Annotated in this window: 20 protein-coding genes; 4 read left to right on the plus strand and 16 right to left on the minus strand. The window is 69.3% G+C overall.

The window, feature by feature from the left end; genetic code table 11:
* Positions 1 to 14: 14 nt before the first annotated feature.
* The gene (locus MFF24_RS11775; RefSeq protein WP_238224617.1) at positions 15 to 875 is read left to right on the plus strand and encodes an SDR family oxidoreductase; all 861 of its coding nucleotides are present in this window, start codon (positions 15 to 17) and stop codon (positions 873 to 875) included.
* Positions 876 to 899: 24 nt separating this feature from the next.
* Here MFF24_RS11775 and thiL read toward each other — a convergent pair whose 3' ends face one another.
* Genes thiL through ribH form a run of 3 tightly spaced genes read right to left on the minus strand, consistent with a single transcriptional unit; the run spans position 900 to position 2,909 of the window.
* Entirely contained in the window at positions 900 to 1,877 is a 978-nt protein-coding gene (thiL, locus tag MFF24_RS11780; protein WP_238224619.1) for a thiamine-phosphate kinase, read from the minus strand.
* Positions 1,878 to 1,884: 7 nt separating this feature from the next.
* Positions 1,885 to 2,403: a transcription antitermination factor NusB gene (nusB, locus tag MFF24_RS11785; RefSeq protein ID WP_108941009.1), complete on the minus strand. Its 519-nt coding sequence runs from the start codon at positions 2,401 to 2,403 to the stop codon at positions 1,885 to 1,887.
* Positions 2,400 to 2,909 carry a 6,7-dimethyl-8-ribityllumazine synthase gene (gene ribH, locus MFF24_RS11790; protein WP_238224620.1) on the minus strand — a complete coding sequence of 170 codons (510 nt, stop codon included), beginning with the start codon at positions 2,907 to 2,909 and terminating at the stop codon, positions 2,400 to 2,402. Before ribH ends, nusB begins: the two co-directional genes overlap by 4 nt.
* 333 nt (positions 2,910 to 3,242) lie before the next feature.
* Between ribH and MFF24_RS11795 the strand changes: the two genes are divergently transcribed.
* Positions 3,243 to 4,790: a UbiA family prenyltransferase gene (locus MFF24_RS11795; protein ID WP_238224621.1), complete on the plus strand. Its 1,548-nt coding sequence runs from the start codon at positions 3,243 to 3,245 to the stop codon at positions 4,788 to 4,790.
* Positions 4,763 to 5,185: a GtrA family protein gene (locus tag MFF24_RS11800; protein WP_238224622.1), complete on the plus strand. Its 423-nt coding sequence runs from the start codon at positions 4,763 to 4,765 to the stop codon at positions 5,183 to 5,185. The genes MFF24_RS11795 and MFF24_RS11800 overlap by 28 nt, the downstream gene beginning before the upstream one ends.
* Position 5,186: 1 nt before the next feature.
* Here MFF24_RS11800 and MFF24_RS11805 read toward each other — a convergent pair whose 3' ends face one another.
* A complete protein-coding gene (locus tag MFF24_RS11805) occupies positions 5,187 to 6,413 on the minus strand; it encodes a hypothetical protein (RefSeq protein ID WP_238224623.1) in 1,227 nt (408 codons plus the stop codon).
* A 402-nt stretch (positions 6,414 to 6,815) separates the two neighbouring features.
* Between MFF24_RS11805 and MFF24_RS11810 the strand changes: the two genes are divergently transcribed.
* A complete protein-coding gene (locus MFF24_RS11810; protein ID WP_238224624.1) occupies positions 6,816 to 7,337 on the plus strand; it encodes a hypothetical protein in 522 nt (173 codons plus the stop codon).
* 12 nt (positions 7,338 to 7,349) lie between these two features.
* Here MFF24_RS11810 and MFF24_RS11815 read toward each other — a convergent pair whose 3' ends face one another.
* From MFF24_RS11815 to MFF24_RS11870, 12 genes are all read right to left on the minus strand, one after another.
* The gene (locus tag MFF24_RS11815) at positions 7,350 to 7,988 is read right to left on the minus strand and encodes a riboflavin synthase (RefSeq protein WP_108941013.1); all 639 of its coding nucleotides are present in this window, start codon (positions 7,986 to 7,988) and stop codon (positions 7,350 to 7,352) included.
* Position 7,989: 1 nt separating this feature from the next.
* Positions 7,990 to 9,066 carry a bifunctional diaminohydroxyphosphoribosylaminopyrimidine deaminase/5-amino-6-(5-phosphoribosylamino)uracil reductase RibD gene (ribD, locus tag MFF24_RS11820; RefSeq protein ID WP_238224734.1) on the minus strand — a complete coding sequence of 359 codons (1,077 nt, stop codon included), beginning with the start codon at positions 9,064 to 9,066 and terminating at the stop codon, positions 7,990 to 7,992.
* A gap of 50 nt (positions 9,067 to 9,116) precedes the next feature.
* On the minus strand, positions 9,117 to 9,674 hold the full coding sequence (nrdR, locus tag MFF24_RS11825) for a transcriptional regulator NrdR (RefSeq protein WP_238224625.1): 558 nt from the start codon (positions 9,672 to 9,674) through the stop codon (positions 9,117 to 9,119).
* Positions 9,675 to 9,737: 63 nt separating this feature from the next.
* Positions 9,738 to 10,295, minus strand: a complete 558-nt coding sequence (locus tag MFF24_RS11830; RefSeq protein WP_308445600.1) for an RrF2 family transcriptional regulator — start codon at positions 10,293 to 10,295, stop codon at positions 9,738 to 9,740.
* Positions 10,296 to 10,527: 232 nt separating this feature from the next.
* Positions 10,528 to 11,832: a serine hydroxymethyltransferase gene (gene glyA / locus MFF24_RS11835; protein WP_108941016.1), complete on the minus strand. Its 1,305-nt coding sequence runs from the start codon at positions 11,830 to 11,832 to the stop codon at positions 10,528 to 10,530.
* A gap of 361 nt (positions 11,833 to 12,193) precedes the next feature.
* On the minus strand, positions 12,194 to 12,679 hold the full coding sequence (locus MFF24_RS11840; protein ID WP_197711648.1) for a F0F1 ATP synthase subunit B family protein: 486 nt from the start codon (positions 12,677 to 12,679) through the stop codon (positions 12,194 to 12,196).
* A gap of 98 nt (positions 12,680 to 12,777) precedes the next feature.
* Positions 12,778 to 13,383, minus strand: coding sequence for a F0F1 ATP synthase subunit B (locus tag MFF24_RS11845; protein WP_238224627.1), 606 nt, complete (start codon positions 13,381 to 13,383; stop codon positions 12,778 to 12,780).
* Between the two features lie 111 nt (positions 13,384 to 13,494).
* A complete protein-coding gene (locus MFF24_RS11850) occupies positions 13,495 to 13,722 on the minus strand; it encodes a F0F1 ATP synthase subunit C (protein ID WP_012455237.1) in 228 nt (75 codons plus the stop codon).
* Between the two features lie 60 nt (positions 13,723 to 13,782).
* A complete protein-coding gene (locus MFF24_RS11855) occupies positions 13,783 to 14,538 on the minus strand; it encodes a F0F1 ATP synthase subunit A (RefSeq protein ID WP_012455238.1) in 756 nt (251 codons plus the stop codon).
* 136 nt (positions 14,539 to 14,674) lie between these two features.
* Positions 14,675 to 15,028: an AtpZ/AtpI family protein gene (locus MFF24_RS11860; protein ID WP_166059936.1), complete on the minus strand. Its 354-nt coding sequence runs from the start codon at positions 15,026 to 15,028 to the stop codon at positions 14,675 to 14,677.
* A gap of 163 nt (positions 15,029 to 15,191) precedes the next feature.
* A complete protein-coding gene (locus tag MFF24_RS11865) occupies positions 15,192 to 15,845 on the minus strand; it encodes a DsbA family protein (protein WP_133090933.1) in 654 nt (217 codons plus the stop codon).
* Between the two features lie 164 nt (positions 15,846 to 16,009).
* Complete coding sequence (locus MFF24_RS11870; RefSeq protein WP_238224628.1) at positions 16,010 to 16,486, minus strand: DUF721 domain-containing protein; 477 nt, start codon at positions 16,484 to 16,486, stop codon at positions 16,010 to 16,012.
* Positions 16,487 to 16,496: the final 10 nt, after the last annotated feature.

A 16,496-nucleotide genomic window follows, 5' to 3' on the forward strand; every position in this document is an offset into this window, starting at 1 on the left:
TCGGCCCTGAATCCGTGCGCCTCGACGGCCGCACCGCCCTGGTTACCGGCGCCTCCTCCGGGATCGGCGCCGAGACGGCCCTGGGGCTCGCCCGCCTCGGGGCGCGGGTCGGCCTCGTCGGGCGCGACCGCGCGCGCACCGAACGCGCCGCCGCGCATCTGCGCCGGGAGACCGGCGGCGCGGCGGACGTCTTCCTCGCCGACCTGTCGAGCCAGGCCGAGATCCGCCGCCTCGCGGGGGAGGTGAGGGCGCATTATCCCGCCCTCGACATCCTCGTGAACAATGCCGGCGCGATCTTCTCCGAGCGTCACGTCACGGTCGATGGAATCGAGCGGACCTGGGCCCTCGACCATCTCGCCTACGTGCTGCTGACGCACGAGCTGCGCGCACCGCTCGAAGCCGCGCCCCGCGCCCGCATCGTCAACCTCGCTTCCGCCGCCCATACCCGTGGGCAGATCGATTTCGACGATCTCGGCGGCGAGCGCCGCTATTCCGCGATGAAAGCCTATGCGCAGGCCAAGCTCGGCAACGTGCTGTTCACCCATGCGCTCGCCCGGCGGCTCGCGGGCAGCCCCGTTACTGTCAATGCGGTGCATCCGGGCGTGGTGGCGAGCGAGTTCGCCAAGAACACCCGCGGCGCGCTCGGCTTCGCCTGGAGCCTGATCCGCCCGTTCCTGATCTCGACCGAGGCGGGCGCCCGGACCTCGCTCCACGTCGCCACCGCGCCCGAACTCGATGGCGTGAGCGGACGCTACTTCGCCAAATGCCGCGAGACGGCCGCCTCCGCCCGCAGCCGGGACGAGGCGTTGCAGGAGCGGGTCTGGACGCTCAGCCGGCAGCAGGTCGAGATCGAGGCCTCGCACGCCGCGCAATAAGGGTGCGCCTCGCGGCTCGCCAAATCAGAAATGGCTGAACGCGGTGCGGGCGAAGTCCATGGCCCGGCCCGTCCCATCGAGGAAGCAAGGCGGATCCTCTCCGGATTCGACCGTGCCGATCGCGGCGGCCGGAACGCCGGCCTCGCGCGCTTCGGCGAGAAAGGCGGACAGGTTGTCCGGCGGCACCGCGCAGAGGATCTCGTAATCGTCGCCGCCGGTCAGCGCCGTGGCCAGCCGGCCTGGCTCGCGGGCGATGGCCGCCCCTGCGGCGGCCGAGAGCGGCACCGCCGGGACATCGATCCGCGCGGTCAGGCCTGTGCCGGCGAGCATTTTTCGCAGGTCGCCCGCCAGTCCGTCCGACACGTCCATGGCCGCGCGGGCGTGGCGGCGAAGGGCAGGAATAAGGGCCAGCCGCGGGCGCGGGTGGAGGTATCGGTCGAGCAGAGCGTCGCGGTGGGACGCCCCCAGCGCAGGATCGGGCGCGAGCCGCAGGGCGAGCCCGAGCGCCGCGTCGCCGATGCTGCCGCTGACGCAGAGCCGGTCGCCGGCCTGCGCCGCCTGACGCCGCAGCATCGTGCCCGATGGCACCTCGCCGAAGGCGGTGATGCCGATGAGCGCCGGACCGTCGGAGCGGACCGTATCGCCGCCGAGAAGCGGGCAGCCATGAGCACGGCTCGCGGCGCCGAGCCCCTCGGCGAAGGTGGCGAGCCACATCTCGGTCCAGTCGTCCGGCAGGGCCAGCGTCAGTAGAAAGCCGCGCGGACGGGCTCCCTTGGCGGCGAGATCCGAAAGGTTCACGCCGAGCGCCTTCACGGCAATCGAGCCGGGCGGATCGTCGGGGAAGTAGTGCACCCCGGCGACGACGGCGTCGGCGGTCACCACGAGGTCGTGGCCGAGTGTCGGCGTCAGGCTGGCGGCATCGTCGCGCAGGCCCTCGGCGCCGGGGCCGGCGAGCGGCGCGAAGTAACGCGCGATCAGCGCCTCCTCGCCCGCACGCGCCATCGCCGCCTCAGGCCTTCTTCGGCGCGGCCGGGATGCCGAACTCGGTGGAGCGCACCTCGCGGCCGACCCGGTCGAGCACGGCGTTGACCATGCCCGGCTCGTCGCCGCCGTAGAAGCTGTGGGCGACGTCGACATATTGCGAGATCGCGGCCCTGGCCGGCACGTCGCGGCGGAACATCAGCTCGTAGGCGCCCGCCCGCAGGATCGCGCGCAGCACCACCTCGAGACGGCGCAGGGGCCAGCCCTTGGCCAGCGCCGCGTCGAGCTTCGGGTCGATGGCGCGCTGCTCCTCGACGGCGCCGCGCAGCACGTCGCGAAAGAAGGCGATCTCGGCCGGTGGGTGGGCGACACCGTCGATCTCCTGGCCGATCCAGAAGGCCTCGAACTCGGCGAGCGCGTCGATCACGCCCTTGTCCGAGATCTCCATCTCGTAGAGCGCCTGCACCACGGCGAGGCGGGCGCCGGTGCGAGTGTTCGGTTTCGAAGAGGCCGGCGTCTGGGCCGGCGGCGCGGCGGGTTCGGTCATCGGGAAGGTTCCAGATTGGCAGCGCGCTTGATGGCGAGGAGGCTGAGCGCCGCCTCCGCCGCGCCGCCGCCCTTGTTCATCTCGGAGACCCGGGCACGGGCGAGCGCCTGCTCCATGGTCTCGACGGTGAGGATGCCGTTGCCGAGCGGCAGGTGCTCGGACACGGAGAGGTCCATCAGCGCACGGGCGCTCTCGCCGGCGACGATGTCGTAATGCCCCGTCTCGCCGCGGATGACGCAGCCGAGCGCCACCGCCGCGTCGTAGGGACCGCCGGCCTTGCGTCCGGCTTCCATCAGGATGGCGATGGCCGCGGGGATTTCGAGGGCGCCGGGCACCGTGAAGATCCGCGCCTCGGCGCCGACCGCCTCGATCGCGGCGCGGGCGCCTGCCAGCAGCTCGTCGGCGATGTCGTCGTAATAGCGCGCCTCCACCACCAGCACGCGGGTGCCGGCGAGGCTCTCGAGGATGCTTGTGGGCGCGTCCGCGTCCCGGCGTTGGGAGACCATGCGTGTGACGTTCCGGGGTGCGTTCGCGGAAGTTCGGGGCGGGCCGGAGGGTTAGCCCAAGTGCTGCGGGCTCTACAAGCGGCACGGGACGCAAGGCCGCGCGCGGCCGCGATGCAGTCCAGGCCAGCGACGCGCCGCCGCGGACCCGGCGATCGCTCGCTTCTCGGTTGAGCCGGACACGTTCGATCAACCCAAACCGGAAGAAGGGACGCCGCCTCAACCTGCGATGCTCGGCGATTAACCCGTCCGAAGTCGATGCCGGCGATAGACTGTCGAACACCGATTGCGGGCGCTCGAACAAGGGTCCCGCACTGGAAACGGGGGTTATCCAGCATGGCGACGGCGCGCGCGCGAAGGGACGGAACGGCCACGGTGCCGACCGAGGCGCCGCCGCCGCGGACGGCGCCGCTGGTGATCGATCTCGACGGCACGCTGCTGCGCACCGATCTTCTCCTGGAAGGCATCATCACGCTGCTGCGGCGCAACCCGCTGATGCTGCTCCTAATGCTGCTGTGGCTGCCGCGGGGCCGGGCCTTCTTCAAGCGCCGCATCGCAGAGGGTGCCGGGCTCGACGTCGCGACCCTGCCGGCCAACGAGGCGCTGCTCGCCCATATCGAGGCGCGGAAGGCGGCGGGGCAGGAGATCGTGCTCGCCACCGCCGCCGACGAGCTGATGGCGCTACGGGCGCTCCGGCGCTTTCCCGTCTTCGACCGGGTGGTGGCGAGCGACGGTGTACGGAACCTCAAAGGCGAGGCCAAGGCGGCCCAGCTTCGGGCGCTCTATCCTCAGGGCTTCGACTATGCCGGCGACTGTGCTGCCGACCTGCCCGTCTGGGCCGCGGCGCGCCGGGTCATCGTGGTGGGAGCCTCCCCCGCCGTGCTCCGTGCGGCCCACCGGCTCGGCAAGCCGGTCGAGGTGTTTCCTGCGGCCTCGCGCGCCCGCGCGCTCCTCAAGGCCCTGCGTCCGCATCAATGGGCCAAGAACGCCCTGGTCTTCCTGCCGCTCGTGCTCGGCGGCCGGGCCGGCGAGGCGGAGGCCTGGGCAAGCGCGGGCCTGGCCTTCCTCGCCCTCGGGCTCGTCGCCTCGGCGAGCTACCTGGTGAACGACCTCCTCGATCTCGCCCCCGACCGGGCCCACTGGTCGAAGCGCGAGCGCCCCCTGGCGAGCGGCCGGCTTCCCATCGCCACCGGTCTGGCGGCGCTCGTCCTCGGGCTCACGGGCGGGCTGGCGGTCGCGGCTTTCGCCGGGGTGGCGGTGCTCACCGGCGTGCTCGCCTATCTCGCCCTGACGCTGGCCTATTCCACGTGGCTCAAGCGGGTGCCGATGCTCGACGCGCTGACGCTCGGCTGCCTGTTCTCGCTGCGCATCGCCGTCGGCATCGCAGCGGTCGCGGTGGCGTGGTCGCCCTGGCTTCTCACCTTCTCGATGTTCCTGTTCACCTCGCTCTCCTTCGCCAAGCGCCATACGGAGCTGCGCGGCGCCGCGCGGCGCGGCCGGTCGGGCACCATCGCCGGGCGGGGCTACCAGCCGGCGGACGAGGCGGTGGTGCTCGCCTTCGGCGTCGCCTCCGGCCTGTCCAGCGTCGTCATCTTCATCCTCTATCTCGCCAACGAAGCGTTCCACCACGCCGCGCTCGCCGCGCCGCTGGCTCTGTGGAGCTTCCCGCTGATCCTCGTCCTGTTCATGGGCCGGGTCTGGCTGCTGGCGGGGCGCGACGCGCTCCACGACGATCCGGTCGCCTTCGCGATCAAGGACCGCCCGAGCCTCGCGCTCGCGGCAATCGCCGGCCTCGCCTTCGCAGCCGCCGCCTTCGGCCTGCCCCACAGCCTCCTTCCGCAGGGACTCGAATCGTCATGGGTCATGAGGTCGTCCGTTTCCTGATCGCCGGCGGCACGGCGACGGCGATCAACTGGCTCGCGCGGATTCCGCTCTCACTCGTCATGCCTTTCGAGGCGGCCCTGCTCGCCGCCTACGGCCTCGGCATGGTCGCCTCGTTCTGGCTCTACCGGGCCTTCGTGTTCCGGGTGTCGCGGGGATCGTTGCGCGGGCAGGTCTTCCTGTTCCTCGCGGTCAACGCCGTCGGCGCGGGCGTGGTGCTCGCGGTCAGCACAACCCTGCTCGACGGCCTGACCGCGCTGCTGCCAGACCTCGCGCGATCGATCGCCGAGGCGCTCGCCCACGGCGTCGGCATCGCATCGGGCGCCGTGGCGAATTATCTCGGCCACCGGCTCCTGACCTTCGCGTCCGGCGCGCGGCCCGCGCCCCAGAGCTCTTGATTCAGAGCCTGTAGACCGAGAGCAGCGTGACCACGGCGAGGTTTGCCACCACGCCCCAGGTGACGAGAAGCGGCAGGGCGGCGAAGGCCGGCGGGCGTTCACCGCGCACCATCAGCACAATCAGGATCGGCATCCAATCGAGAACGTAGCGCTGCGTCGCGATCTGCTCGGCGCCGTTGGAATGATAAAACAGGGTGATCCCGGCAATGACCGCGATGGTCGCCGCCCCGGCCCAGAACACCCGGTCAAGCCGCGCATAGAAGGCGAGCAACAGCCAGGGACTCGCCACGAGGATCGACGTGCCGGCCTTGTCGAAGCCGACCAGATCCATCAGCCGCGGGCCGCTGAACTCGAAATGCGTTCCCTGCAGGAACAGGTAGAGCATGTTGAACAGCAGGTAGTCGCGCGAGAACAGGCCGGTGCCAGTGATCCGGTGCCAGATGAAGCTGTCCTGGCCGGGATTGTGGATATAGGCGTAACCGGTCTCGAACGGGCTGCCGAACCGGGCTGCGTTGTAGGCGCAATAGACGGCGACGGCCGCCACGACCGGAAGGCCTGCGAGAAGCGCCGCCCGTGCGACGGATGTCGGGTTCGCGAGCAGCGGACGGTCGCGGGGCAGGGCCAGAACCAGCAGGAACAAGGGATAAAAGATCGCCATCTGACGACACAGGAAGGCGAGGCCGACGAACAGCCCGGCGAGCGGCACCGAAGCCCGGCAGATCACCGCCCAGAGGCTCAGGCTCATCATCAGGAAGGCAAGAGTCTGGGAGAAGAACCAGACGCCGTCCGAGCGCAGGGTGACCTGATAGAGGGGGCTCGAGAAGGCGAGTGCCGCCAGAAGCCACAGCGCAGGCCAGCGCTCGACGGCGAGCGCACGGAAGATCCGGCTCCAAGCGAGCAGGCTCAGGACCGACAGGCTGAGGCCCAAGAGCACGAAACCCTTGAAGCCGGGAAAGCCGAACAGGGCGACGAAGGGCGTGAGCAGCACGGCCGGGAGCGGCGGGAAGATGATGTAGGTGCGGCCCTCGAACAGGGCGCAGTCGATCTCGGGGCAGTGCTCGACCCAGAGCCGTCCGTGCAGGAGCGCATCAGCCAGTGCCCCGTGTGAATTGACGCCGGCATCGCGCAGGGCACCGCGGCCGAGCAGGAAGGCGAGGAGAAGGGCACCGCTCAGCGCGGTGAGCACCGCCAGCACCCTGTCACGGCGCCACTCGACCAATCCCGTCATGCTGCCCGCCGCCTTTTCTCAAGACAATCCCGAATCGAGGCGCCGGACTCGGAGAGAATGGTGAAGTGTCTCCTATGTGAACCTCGAATTTATCTTGAGGCAAGACCAGTTATCGGCTCCCCGGACGGCGGCGGAGCCGCAGGTCAGAGCCCGATGGGCAGTCGAGGCCGGGAGAGGTCGCGTCCCATACCAAATCCGGTTGATCCCCTCGGGATGGTGGATCTGGCCGGCGCTCAAGCGGCAGGCCGGCTTGCTGATACGCTCCCCGCTTAAATCAAGCGGAGAGCGTATCAGCCGACGATTCCTCCGCGTCTCGGCCACATTCCCCATTGTCGGGGACGCGCGAAAACAGCAAAGCTTCCATCGGAACACGCGACAAGAATGCGACGGACGGGGCTTATTATGATGGCGGGACGCACGAAATTCCTGGCGGCTGCGGCTGTTGCCGTGGCTCTTCTGGGCAACCAAGCCGCTTTGGCCAAACGCGTCACGGTCGTGCCGGGCGATCGGCCGATTGCCATCGACCTGCCGAACGCCTGGAAGGTGTCCGAGATCAAGCGCGGCATCCAGGCCAAGACCGCCGACGACGAGGTCTATCTCTGGTTCGAGAGCTACCGGCCAGCCCAGTTCCAGACGCTGCTCGACGAGCACAACGCCTATTTCAAGGGCCAGGGCGTCAAGGTTGTCGGTACCGAAACCGCCAAGCAGGTCGACTTCCCGACCTACGTGCTCAAGGTCACCGAATATCCGGCGACCTACGAGGGCAAGCCGACGGTGCTGCGCTACCTCTCGGTCGTGCCGAAGGCCGAGGGCGACCGCTATCTGCTGGTGAGCTACTGGGCCTCGCCCGCGGGCGACAAGCAATACGACAGCGAGGTCCAGAGAATCCTCAACAACCTGGCCGCCGCCTACGACGGCAAGTAGCGTTGGTCGACCTCACGTCTGCAGCAAGCCGCGCGTCTCGGCGAGCCGCGCGGCGTATCGGGCCAGGAGATCGACCTCGAGATTGATCCGGTCGCCCGCGCGGCGTTCCTCCCAGGTCGTGACCGACAGGCTGTGCGGGATCAGCAGCACCGAGAAATCGCTGCCTGAAACCGCGTTGACGGTGAGCGAGGTGCCGTCGAGGCAGATCGAGCCCTTCTCGGCGATGAAGCCGGCGAGCGCGTCCGGCGCCCGCAGGGTGAAGCGCTCGCTTGCCCCCCACGGGTTGTCCTCCCCGGTCACGGTCTCGCGGGCGATGATCTCGGCGATGCCATCGACATGGCCGGTGACGAGATGGCCGCCGAGTTCGTCGCCGAGCTTGAGCGAGCGCTCGAGATTGACCCGCGTGCCCTCGCGCCAGGAACCGACCGTGGTGCGGGCCAGGGTCTCGGCGGCGGCATCGACCGAGAAGCGGCAGCCGGTCCCGTGCGGCTCCACCGCGACGGCCGTGAGGCAGGGGCCGGAGCAGGCGATCGAGGCGCCGAGCGCAATTCCAGCGGGATCGTAGGCGCTCTCGATGACGATCCGGCGCAGGCGCTCGGCGCCCTCCACCGAGACGACGCGGCCGACATCGGTGACGAGCCCGGTGAACATGTCAGATCCTCTCGTAGGTGATCGCCGTGTCGGGGCCGTAGGCCCATCGCTCGACCTCGGCGAAGGCACCGTCGGCCAGCCGGCGGGCGAGGTTGGCCCCGAGCGCCGGCAGGCCGCCGGCCTCGCCCAGCGTGACGGTGCCCGTGATGAGCGTGCAGGCGTCGATGAGATCGTGCGCGGCGAGCGCGTCGGCAAGCGCCGGGCCGCCCTCGCTGCAGATCCGCGTCAGGCCGCGCTCCGCGAGCAGCGCCAGCGCTGCGGCCAGATCGATGCGCCCCCGCGCATCGGTGGGGACGAAGGCGAGTTCGACGCCGAAGGAGGTGAGCATCCGCCGGGCATGGGCCGGGGCGCCGCGCCCGGTCAGGACCAGCGTCGGCAGGTCGCGGGCGCCGCGCACGAGATGGCTCGCGGGGTTGAGGCGCAGCGTCGAGTCGAGGACGATTCGCAGTGGCGAGCGGTCGGCGAGCCCCGGCAGCCGCACGGTCAGGGAGGGGTCGTCCGCCCGCGCCGTGCCGATCCCGACCATGATCGCGTCGGCATGCGCCCGCCACAGATGCACCGCTCCGTCGGCGATCGGGCCGGTGATCTTCAGACGCTCCCCGGTCGAGGGGGCGGCGAAGCCGTCGCGGGTGCGGGCAAGCTTGAGATGCAGACTCGGGCGACCGCGCGTGACGCGGGAGAAGTGGCCGCGGTGATCGCGAACGGCCTCCTCGCGCATGAGGCCGGTCTCGACCGTGATCCCGGCGGCGCGCAAACCGGCATGGCCGCGCCCGGCCACCCGCGGATCGGGATCCTCGACGGCGGTGACCACGCGGGCGATCCCGGCGGCGATCGTCGCGTCGGTGCAGGGCGGCGTGCGGCCGTGATGCGAGCAGGGCTCCAGGGTGACGTAGAGCGTGGCGCCGCGGGTAGCCGCGCCGGCCATGGCGAGCGCCAGCGGCTCCGCGTGCGGGCGCCCGCCCGGTGCCGTCACCGCCTGCCCGACGATGCGGCCATCGGCGACCACCACGGCGCCGACGCTGGGGTTCGGCCACGTCCGGCCGAGATTGCGCCGCCCCAGCGCCAGGGCGAGGCGCATGGCGCGCCGATCGAGGGCTTGCTGCTGGCAGGCGTCCACGGCTCGCCCCGTCACGCGGATTTTCGGGCAGGCCGGCGGCGGCGCGGGGCGGCCATCTCCGCGTCCGGCTGCGCGGGCAGCGTTTGCCCGTCTTCGGACATCCCAGCCTGACCCTCCAGCCGGCCGCCGAGCGTGCCGAGCAGATCCTGGAAATCCTGCGCCTCGCGGAAATTCTTGTAGACCGAGGCGAAGCGGACATAGGCGACGTCGTCGAGCCCCTTCAGGCCCTCCATGACGGCCTCGCCGATGGCCTCGCTGGTGACCTCACCCTCTCCGCCGCTCTCCAGGCGCCGGGTGATGCCGCTGACGAGGCGCTCCACCCGCTCGGGGTCGACCGTGCGCTTGCGCAACGCGACATCGATCGAGCGCTGCAGCTTGTCGCGGTCGAACGGCACGCGCTTGCCCGAGCGCTTGAGCACGGTGAGTTCGCGCAACTGCACCCGCTCGAAGGTCGTGAAACGTCCGCCGCAATCCGGGCAGACGCGGCGGCGGCGGATCGCCGACGAATCCTCACTCGGCCTCGAATCCTTCACCTGCGTGTCGGGACCTCCGCAGAACGGACACCGCATCGTGCGCTCACCACCTCGTCCCGGACGCTCTCAAAAGCCGCCCCTCTCTGCCCCACCCGCCGCTCAATTGCCAGAACCGGGCTCGGCGGGATCGGTCGGATCGGGGGAAGTCGTCACCCCCCGCGCCTCCGGTTCGGCACGGAAGAGGGCGCGGAGCGCCGACGCCGTTGGCCCGGCCGCAACGTCGGCCAGGGTGAGCCGGTCGAGTTCGAGGAAGAAGGCCTGTTCCGCCGCGTCGAAGGCCCATTTGAGCCGGCAGCGGCCGATGAGCGGGCAGGGGTCACGCCGGCAATCAACCACCGTGCCGACGCCTTCCAGGTCCGCCACGAGCCGTCCGAGCCGGATCTCCCGCGGGTCGCGGGCGAGGCGCACGCCGCCGGAGCGGCCCTGCCGCGCCTCGACGACGCCGGACCGGACCAGGGCTTGGGCGATCTTCTGGAGGTGATGCACCGAGATGCCGAAGCGCTGCGCGACGGTCGGGGTCGCGATCCAGGTGCCCGGTTCGGTCAGCGTCAGGTGCATCAGCAGACGCAGGCCGTAATCCGTGTGAAGCGAGAGATGCAGGGTCGCCCTCCCGAGCGGGACCGCACAACCTTCAGATGAAGGAGCGCTCGAGTGCATCATTCCAAGGATCGAATGACCTGTACACTCCGTGGAAAAACAAACCTTGCGTCGATTAACTCTGAGGTTGCTCGCAAACGACAGCGGCCGCGGATCTGCCGATCCGCGGCCGCATCGTTCGGCCTGTGGCCGGACGCGTCTCGATAGGGGTGAGCGGCTCTCACAAAACGCCCGCCGCGCTGTCCTCGCCGGAGCGGGAACTGTTCGGAACCGGGCGTTTCGTGGGGTGCTCTTAGCTGTAGATCGGGAAGCGATCGGTCAGCGCGTGGACCTTCTCCTTCACCGCGGCCTCGACCGCGGCATCGCCACCCTCACCCTTCTCGGCGAGACCGTCGAGCACCTCGACGATGAGCGAGCCGACCTGCTTGAACTCGGCAACACCGAAGCCGCGGGTCGTGCTGGCGGGGGTGCCGAGACGGATGCCGGAGGTGATGGTCGGCTTCTGCGTGTCGAACGGCACGCCGTTCTTGTTGCAGGTGATGTCGGCCCGCGACAATGCCGCCTCGGCCGCCTTGCCGGTCAGACCCTTCCGCTGGAGGTCGACCAGCATCAGGTGGTTGTCGGTGCCGCCCGAGGTGATGTCGTAGCCGCCCGAGATGATGGTGTCGGCCAGCGCGCGGGCGTTGTCGATCACCTGGCGGGCGTAGATCTTGAACTCGGGCTTCAGCGCCTCGCCGAAGGCCACGGCCTTCGCGGCGATGACGTGCATCAACGGACCGCCCTGGAGGCCCGGGAAGATCGCCGAGTTGAACTTCTTGGCCAGCGCCTCGTCGTTCGTCAGGATCATGCCGCCGCGCGGGCCGCGCAGGGTCTTGTGGGTCGTCGTGGTGGCCACATGGGCGTGCGGGAACGGCGACGGGTGGAGGCCGGCGGCGACGAGGCCGGCGAAGTGGGCCATGTCGACGAAGAAGTAGGCACCAACCGAATCGGCGATCTCACGGAACTTCGCGAAGTCCCAGTGGCGCGGGTAGCCCGAGCCGCCGGCGATGATCACCTTGGGCTTGTGCTCCTGGGCGAGGCGCTCGACCTGCTCCATGTCGATGCGCTGGTCCTCGCGGCGCACGGTGTAGGAGACCGGCTTGAACCACTTGCCCGAGACGTTCGGCGGCGCGCCGTGGGTGAGGTGGCCACCCGCGGCGAGGTCGAGGCCGAGGAAGGTGTCGCCGGGCTGCATCAGGGCCATGAACACGCCCTGGTTCGCCTGGGAGCCGGAATTCGGCTGCACGTTGGCGAAACCGCAGCCGAAGAGGCGCTTGGCGCGGTCGATCGCGAGGTCCTCGGCGATGTCGACGAACTGGCAGCCACCATAGTAGCGCCGGCCGGGATAGCCCTCGGCGTACTTGTTCGTCAGCACGGAGCCCTGGGCCTCGAGCACGGCGCGCGAGACGATGTTCTCGGAGGCGATCAGCTCGATCTCATGCTGCTGCCGACCGAGTTCCTGCGAGATGGCCTTTGCGATCTCGGGATCGGTCTCGGCAAGATGAGCCGAGAAGAAGGTGTCGAGGGCGGTGGTGTCGGACGCAGTTCCGGCGCTCATGAGCGTAGCCTCTTTTCGTTGTTTACGGGCTTAACTCACCCGTTCTCCCGCTGGCGTTTGCGGGGGTGAATTTCGGCACTATTCGTACACGTCGTGGAACGACAGGCCAAGCACAGGTGATTTTACGCCTGTCTTCAAAATTTTTCACGGGAGCAGCCCGCATCTGCGGCACCGCAGCGCATCCGCCTGGCCCCACACACGACAACACCCGGCGGAACCGGGTGTCGCAGGACGAAGCAGGTCCCAAATGAGCCGTCCGCGAGTGCCGTTGCAACCGTAGCGGGTCGGAACGCCACCGCTTGCGGATTTGCGCCGAGTCCTTGCGGAAACCCGGCAGGCGGCACGGAACGACGGTCTTGGCTCAGGCCTGCAGGCGGCTCTTCACGTCGCCGAGGCTGGCGCGGACGAGATCCTGCGCCGCCGCACCCTGAAGCCGCTCGCGCAGGAGGGTTTCCGACACTTTCACCGCCGCGTCCGCGGCAGCGGCGCGGACCTGGGCGGAGGCTTGGGCCTCCGCCTGGGCGATCTTCGCCTCGGCAGCCTTGGTCCGGCGGGCGACGAAGTCGTTGAGGCGGGCGTGGCCCTCCGCGGCGAGGCGCTCGGCATCTTCGCGAGCGGACGCAACGATCGCTTCGGCCTCGCGCTCGGCTTCGGAGCGACGGCGCTTGTAGTCGGCGAGCACAGCCGCGGCCTCTTCGCGCAGGCGGCGGGCCTCGTCGAGCTCCTGGCGCACGCGCTTGGCGCGGCTGTCGAGCCCGTTGGTCATCATCGAGAAGCCGCCGACCCGCCAGACGATGACCAGGAACGCCACGAAGGCGACGGCGACCCAGAATTCCGCGGTCAACAGCATGTCGGTCTCAAACCCTTGGTCGGCCTTCCGCCCGGCCAGGCCGGAACGGGGTCGGTTCGGATGGGGGAGGGGCCGGCGCGGCGCCGGCCCTCAGGTCAGTGGACGGCGGGCGTCGCGTCGAGGGCGCGGTTCAAGCTGGCCTGATCGGGCGCCTGGCCGGTCAGCCGCTCGACGATGGCCGAGGCGGTTTCGCCGGCAATGGTGCGGACGTTGCCCATGGCTTCGCTGGTGCGCGCCCGGATGGTCGCCTCGGAGGCGGCCAGTCGCTGGTTCAGCTCGGCCTCGAGGGTCTTGCGCTTGGCATCGGCTTCGGCCGAGAGGCCGTTGCGGGTCTCCTGGGCGATAGCCTGCGCCTTCGCCTGGGCCTCGCGCAGAGACCGCTCGTAGGCGGCGCCGGCGGCGTCGGCCTCAGCCTTCATCCGCTGCGCCTCGTTCAGATCGGACGAGAGTCGACCGGAGCGATCATTGAGGATCGCCTCGATGCGCGGCAGCGCGACCTTGGACATCAGGTAGTAGAGCAGGCCGAACGCCAGCGCGAGCCAGATCAGCTGCGAGAGAAAGGTGTGGCTCTCGAAGGGCGGGAAGGCGCCGCCATGGCCGCCGGAGGGCTGCTCGGAATGAGTATGGGGGCTCCCGGGCGGAACGATCTGCGTGTCCGCGTTCGGGGAGGGGGTCGTGAGGGGATTCTTCTGCTCGGCCATGGCCCTGTCCGGTGACGTCGGAAGGCCGGCTCCGCGGGCGGAGCGGCCGGATCAACGAGCGAGGGCGTGCGAGGCGGACTTCAGCCGGCTCGCACGCCCTCGAAAGGCACGTCAGACGGCGAAGAGCAGCAGCAGCGCGACGAGCAGCGAGAAGATGCCGAGCGCCTCGGTGAGCGCGAAGCCCAGGAGGAGGTTGGTGCGCTGGCTGTCGGCGGCCGACGGGTTACGCAGCGCGCCCGAGTAGAACTGGCCGAACAGGTTGCCGAGGCCGATGCTGGCGCCCGCCATGCCGAGGCAGGCAAGGCCGGCGCCGATGTACTTCGCAGCGACGGGATCCATGAAACACTCCTGAAGTTCGAACGGGGTTCGTTGTGGGCGGAAGGGTCCGGCCGGTTGGGATCAGTGGCCGGGGTGGAGGGCGTCGGCGAGATAGACCGCCGTCAGCGTCGCGAAGACGTAAGCCTGAAGGGCCGCGACGAGGAACTCGAGAGCCGTCAGCGCGATGGTGAGCGCGAGCGGCAGGGGCGAGAGCACGCCCCAGGCACCGGCGACCAGAAGCTGCACCACGAAGAAGGCGAAGATCTTCAGGGCAATGTGGCCGGCCAGGATGTTGGCGAAGAGACGGACCGAGAGGCTGATCGGCCGCGACAGGAACGACACGATCTCGATCGGCACCATGATGAGCAGCAGCGGCTTCGGCACGCCCGACGGCACGAACACGCCGAGGAAGTGGGTGCCGTGCTTGGCCACGCCGTAGATCACCACGGTCAGGATCACCACGAGCGCAAGGCCGAAGGTGACGATGAGGTGGCTGGTCACCGCGAAGGCATAGGGGATCATCCCGAGCAGGTTCAGGATGAGCACGAACATGAACAGCGAGAAGACGAGCGGCAGGAAGCGCTTGCCGTCCGCGCCGGTCGCCTGGTGCACCGTATCGGCGATGAACTCGTAGAGCGTCTCGGCCAACGCCTGGAGACGGCCCGGGACCACCGAGCGTCCGGAGGTCGCCACGATGGTCAGCAGCGCGATGATGCCCACCGCCGCGAACATGTAGAGAGCCGATTGCGTAAACGCGAGCTGCTGGTTGCCGATGTGACCCAGCGAGACGAGCGGCTGCAGCTCGAACTGGTGGATCGGGTCGATACTGACCGCCATGTGCCCGCTTCCGCCCCTTTGTGTGTCGCGCGAGGAAGCCTTCGCGGCTCCCGTTCGTCGCGCGTCGCCCTTACACGATGCCGGGCGAGTCTCAAGACCCCTGAGGCGTCTCGGAGACCCTTACCGACGAACTTTCTCAGTTTTTCTTGCCGCTAAAGCCGCTGACCCGCATGACGTTGTAGATCCCCGTCACGAAGCCCAGCATCAGCAGCACGATCATTCCCCACGGCTTGGTACCGAAGAGATGATCGACGATGTATCCGAGGATACCCCCGGCGATCACGCCCGCGATGAACTCGGTCGAGAGCCGCATGGCCTGACCGAGCTGAGCCGAGCCGCCGGACGCGCTGTTGCGCGCACGCTCGGATGAAGCGGCCTTCGGTCGCTTCCCCTCGAGCTGCGTCTCGAGACGTTTGAGCCTCGCGGAGAGATCGCCGTCGGTGGGGGCCTTTTCCGGCCCGCCCCCCTCGCCTGAAGGATCACCGCTCACGGGCGACCCCACATGTCGTCGGGAGCGGAAGGAAACAGCCTGTCCCCTCGGCGCGGCGCACCATAGTTTCGCCAACCTTGAGTGTCAAGGCGAACAAGAGACCCATTAAGCTGTTGATAAAACAACATAATCTTTGCTTTTCCACGGCCTTCCGGGAGCCGGCTCACGCCCCCAGGATCGGCTTGATGATCTTCTCCAACTCCTCGATCGAGAGGGCGCCGGCGCGCTTCTCGCCGTTGATGAAGAAGGTCGGCGTCGACTCGACCTTGAGGGTCTCGAGGCCGCGGGTCTTGACCGCGTTGATGGCAGAATAGGTCTTCTGATCTTTCAGGCAGGCCTCGAACTTTTCCTTCGAGAAGCCGGCCTGACGCAGGAGCTGCTCCATGGCATCGACCGGCGATTGTGGCTTGCGCACGAAGGCCCAGTTCTGCTGCTGGTCGAACAGCAGGTCGGTGATCGGATAGTATTTCGCTTCGCCGTCGCAGCGCGCCAGCATGAAGGCGGCGGTGGCGAGCGGATCGAGCGGGAACTCGCGCAGGGTGAAGCGCACCTTGCCGGTATCGATGTAGCGCTCCTTCAGCACCGGCCACGTCGTCGCGTGGAAGTGGGCGCAGTGCGAGCAGGTCATCGAAGCGTATTCGATGATCGTCACCTTGGCATCCGCCGGCCCGAGCCAGACGTCGCCGAGGGGGCCGGGCTGCATCAGGGCAGCCGTATCGGCCGATTGCGCCAAAGCCTTGAGGGACAGGGACGGCAGCAGGGCGGCGGTGCCGATGGCAAGGCCGGTCAGTTTCAGGGCGTCGCGCCGGGTGATCATGGCAGGGCGGGCTCCGTTCGCAGGCCGCATTCGGCCCGATACCGCGCTATAGGACGGATCGGCTCCGTCCGGCCGAGGGGCGCGTCGCCGCACGGCCTTTGTCGCAGCCGCTTATCACGCTGCGCGGCCGCCCGCACGCCCCACAATCCCACCCTTCGTTGTTCCTATCGCCGCGCCACCACGGCGATGCCGAGTCGATCGAGAGCGTCGCGCAGGCGTTCCTCCTCGATGCGCGCCACCGCCAGCGCCACCTCTCCGCGCCGCGCCGGGTCGAGCATTTTTTGCGGGGCACGGCGGGCGGGCCGCTGCAACCGGTCCTGACGCAGAACGATCTTGCCGATGCACGCCCAGCCGTAATGCGCGTTGACGCGCTGGATCACGACCGGCGTAAGGTGCTGCAGGTCGAGGGCGAAGGCGCCTTCCACGCGCACCACCAGGGTGCCGGGCTCCGGCCGGCCCTCGGCGTCGCGGCGGGCACGGCGCGGCCATTCGAGCTTGACCGGCTGGCAGGCCCCGGCGAGCCGGGCTCCGACGATGTCCGGCCACGCGGCCAGGATGTCGGACGAGGCGAAGCCCTGCGCGGCAAAAGCCGGGCCGATGCAGCCCTCGATCAGTTCGCTCAGCGGTTTGACGCGCGCCATCGGCTTTCCG

The organism is Methylorubrum aminovorans (genome assembly GCF_022179725.1).
Classification (GTDB): Bacteria; Pseudomonadota; Alphaproteobacteria; order Rhizobiales; family Beijerinckiaceae; genus Methylobacterium; species Methylobacterium aminovorans.

Excerpts from the sequence above, each read along its gene's own strand:
- thiL (WP_238224619.1), bottom strand. The coding sequence starts at position 1,877 with ATGGCGCGTGCGGGCGAGGAGGCGCTGATCGCGCGTTACTTCGCGCCG.
- nusB (WP_108941009.1), bottom strand. The coding sequence starts at position 2,403 with ATGACCGAACCCGCCGCGCCGCCGGCCCAGACGCCGGCCTCTTCGAAA.
- ribH (WP_238224620.1), bottom strand. The coding sequence starts at position 2,909 with ATGGTCTCCCAACGCCGGGACGCGGACGCGCCCACAAGCATCCTCGAG.
- MFF24_RS11795 (WP_238224621.1), top strand. The coding sequence starts at position 3,243 with ATGGCGACGGCGCGCGCGCGAAGGGACGGAACGGCCACGGTGCCGACC.
- MFF24_RS11800 (WP_238224622.1), top strand. The coding sequence starts at position 4,763 with ATGGGTCATGAGGTCGTCCGTTTCCTGATCGCCGGCGGCACGGCGACG.
- MFF24_RS11805 (WP_238224623.1), bottom strand. The coding sequence starts at position 6,413 with ATGACGGGATTGGTCGAGTGGCGCCGTGACAGGGTGCTGGCGGTGCTC.
- MFF24_RS11810 (WP_238224624.1), top strand. The coding sequence starts at position 6,816 with ATGATGGCGGGACGCACGAAATTCCTGGCGGCTGCGGCTGTTGCCGTG.
- MFF24_RS11815 (WP_108941013.1), bottom strand. The coding sequence starts at position 7,988 with ATGTTCACCGGGCTCGTCACCGATGTCGGCCGCGTCGTCTCGGTGGAG.
- ribD (WP_238224734.1), bottom strand. The coding sequence starts at position 9,066 with ATGCGCCTCGCCCTGGCGCTGGGGCGGCGCAATCTCGGCCGGACGTGG.
- nrdR (WP_238224625.1), bottom strand. The coding sequence starts at position 9,674 with ATGCGGTGTCCGTTCTGCGGAGGTCCCGACACGCAGGTGAAGGATTCG.
- MFF24_RS11830 (WP_308445600.1), bottom strand. The coding sequence starts at position 10,295 with ATGCACTCGAGCGCTCCTTCATCTGAAGGTTGTGCGGTCCCGCTCGGG.
- glyA (WP_108941016.1), bottom strand. The coding sequence starts at position 11,832 with ATGAGCGCCGGAACTGCGTCCGACACCACCGCCCTCGACACCTTCTTC.
- MFF24_RS11845 (WP_238224627.1), bottom strand. The coding sequence starts at position 13,383 with ATGGCCGAGCAGAAGAATCCCCTCACGACCCCCTCCCCGAACGCGGAC.
- MFF24_RS11850 (WP_012455237.1), bottom strand. The coding sequence starts at position 13,722 with ATGGATCCCGTCGCTGCGAAGTACATCGGCGCCGGCCTTGCCTGCCTC.
- MFF24_RS11855 (WP_012455238.1), bottom strand. The coding sequence starts at position 14,538 with ATGGCGGTCAGTATCGACCCGATCCACCAGTTCGAGCTGCAGCCGCTC.
- MFF24_RS11865 (WP_133090933.1), bottom strand. The coding sequence starts at position 15,845 with ATGATCACCCGGCGCGACGCCCTGAAACTGACCGGCCTTGCCATCGGC.
- MFF24_RS11870 (WP_238224628.1), bottom strand. The coding sequence starts at position 16,486 with ATGGCGCGCGTCAAACCGCTGAGCGAACTGATCGAGGGCTGCATCGGC.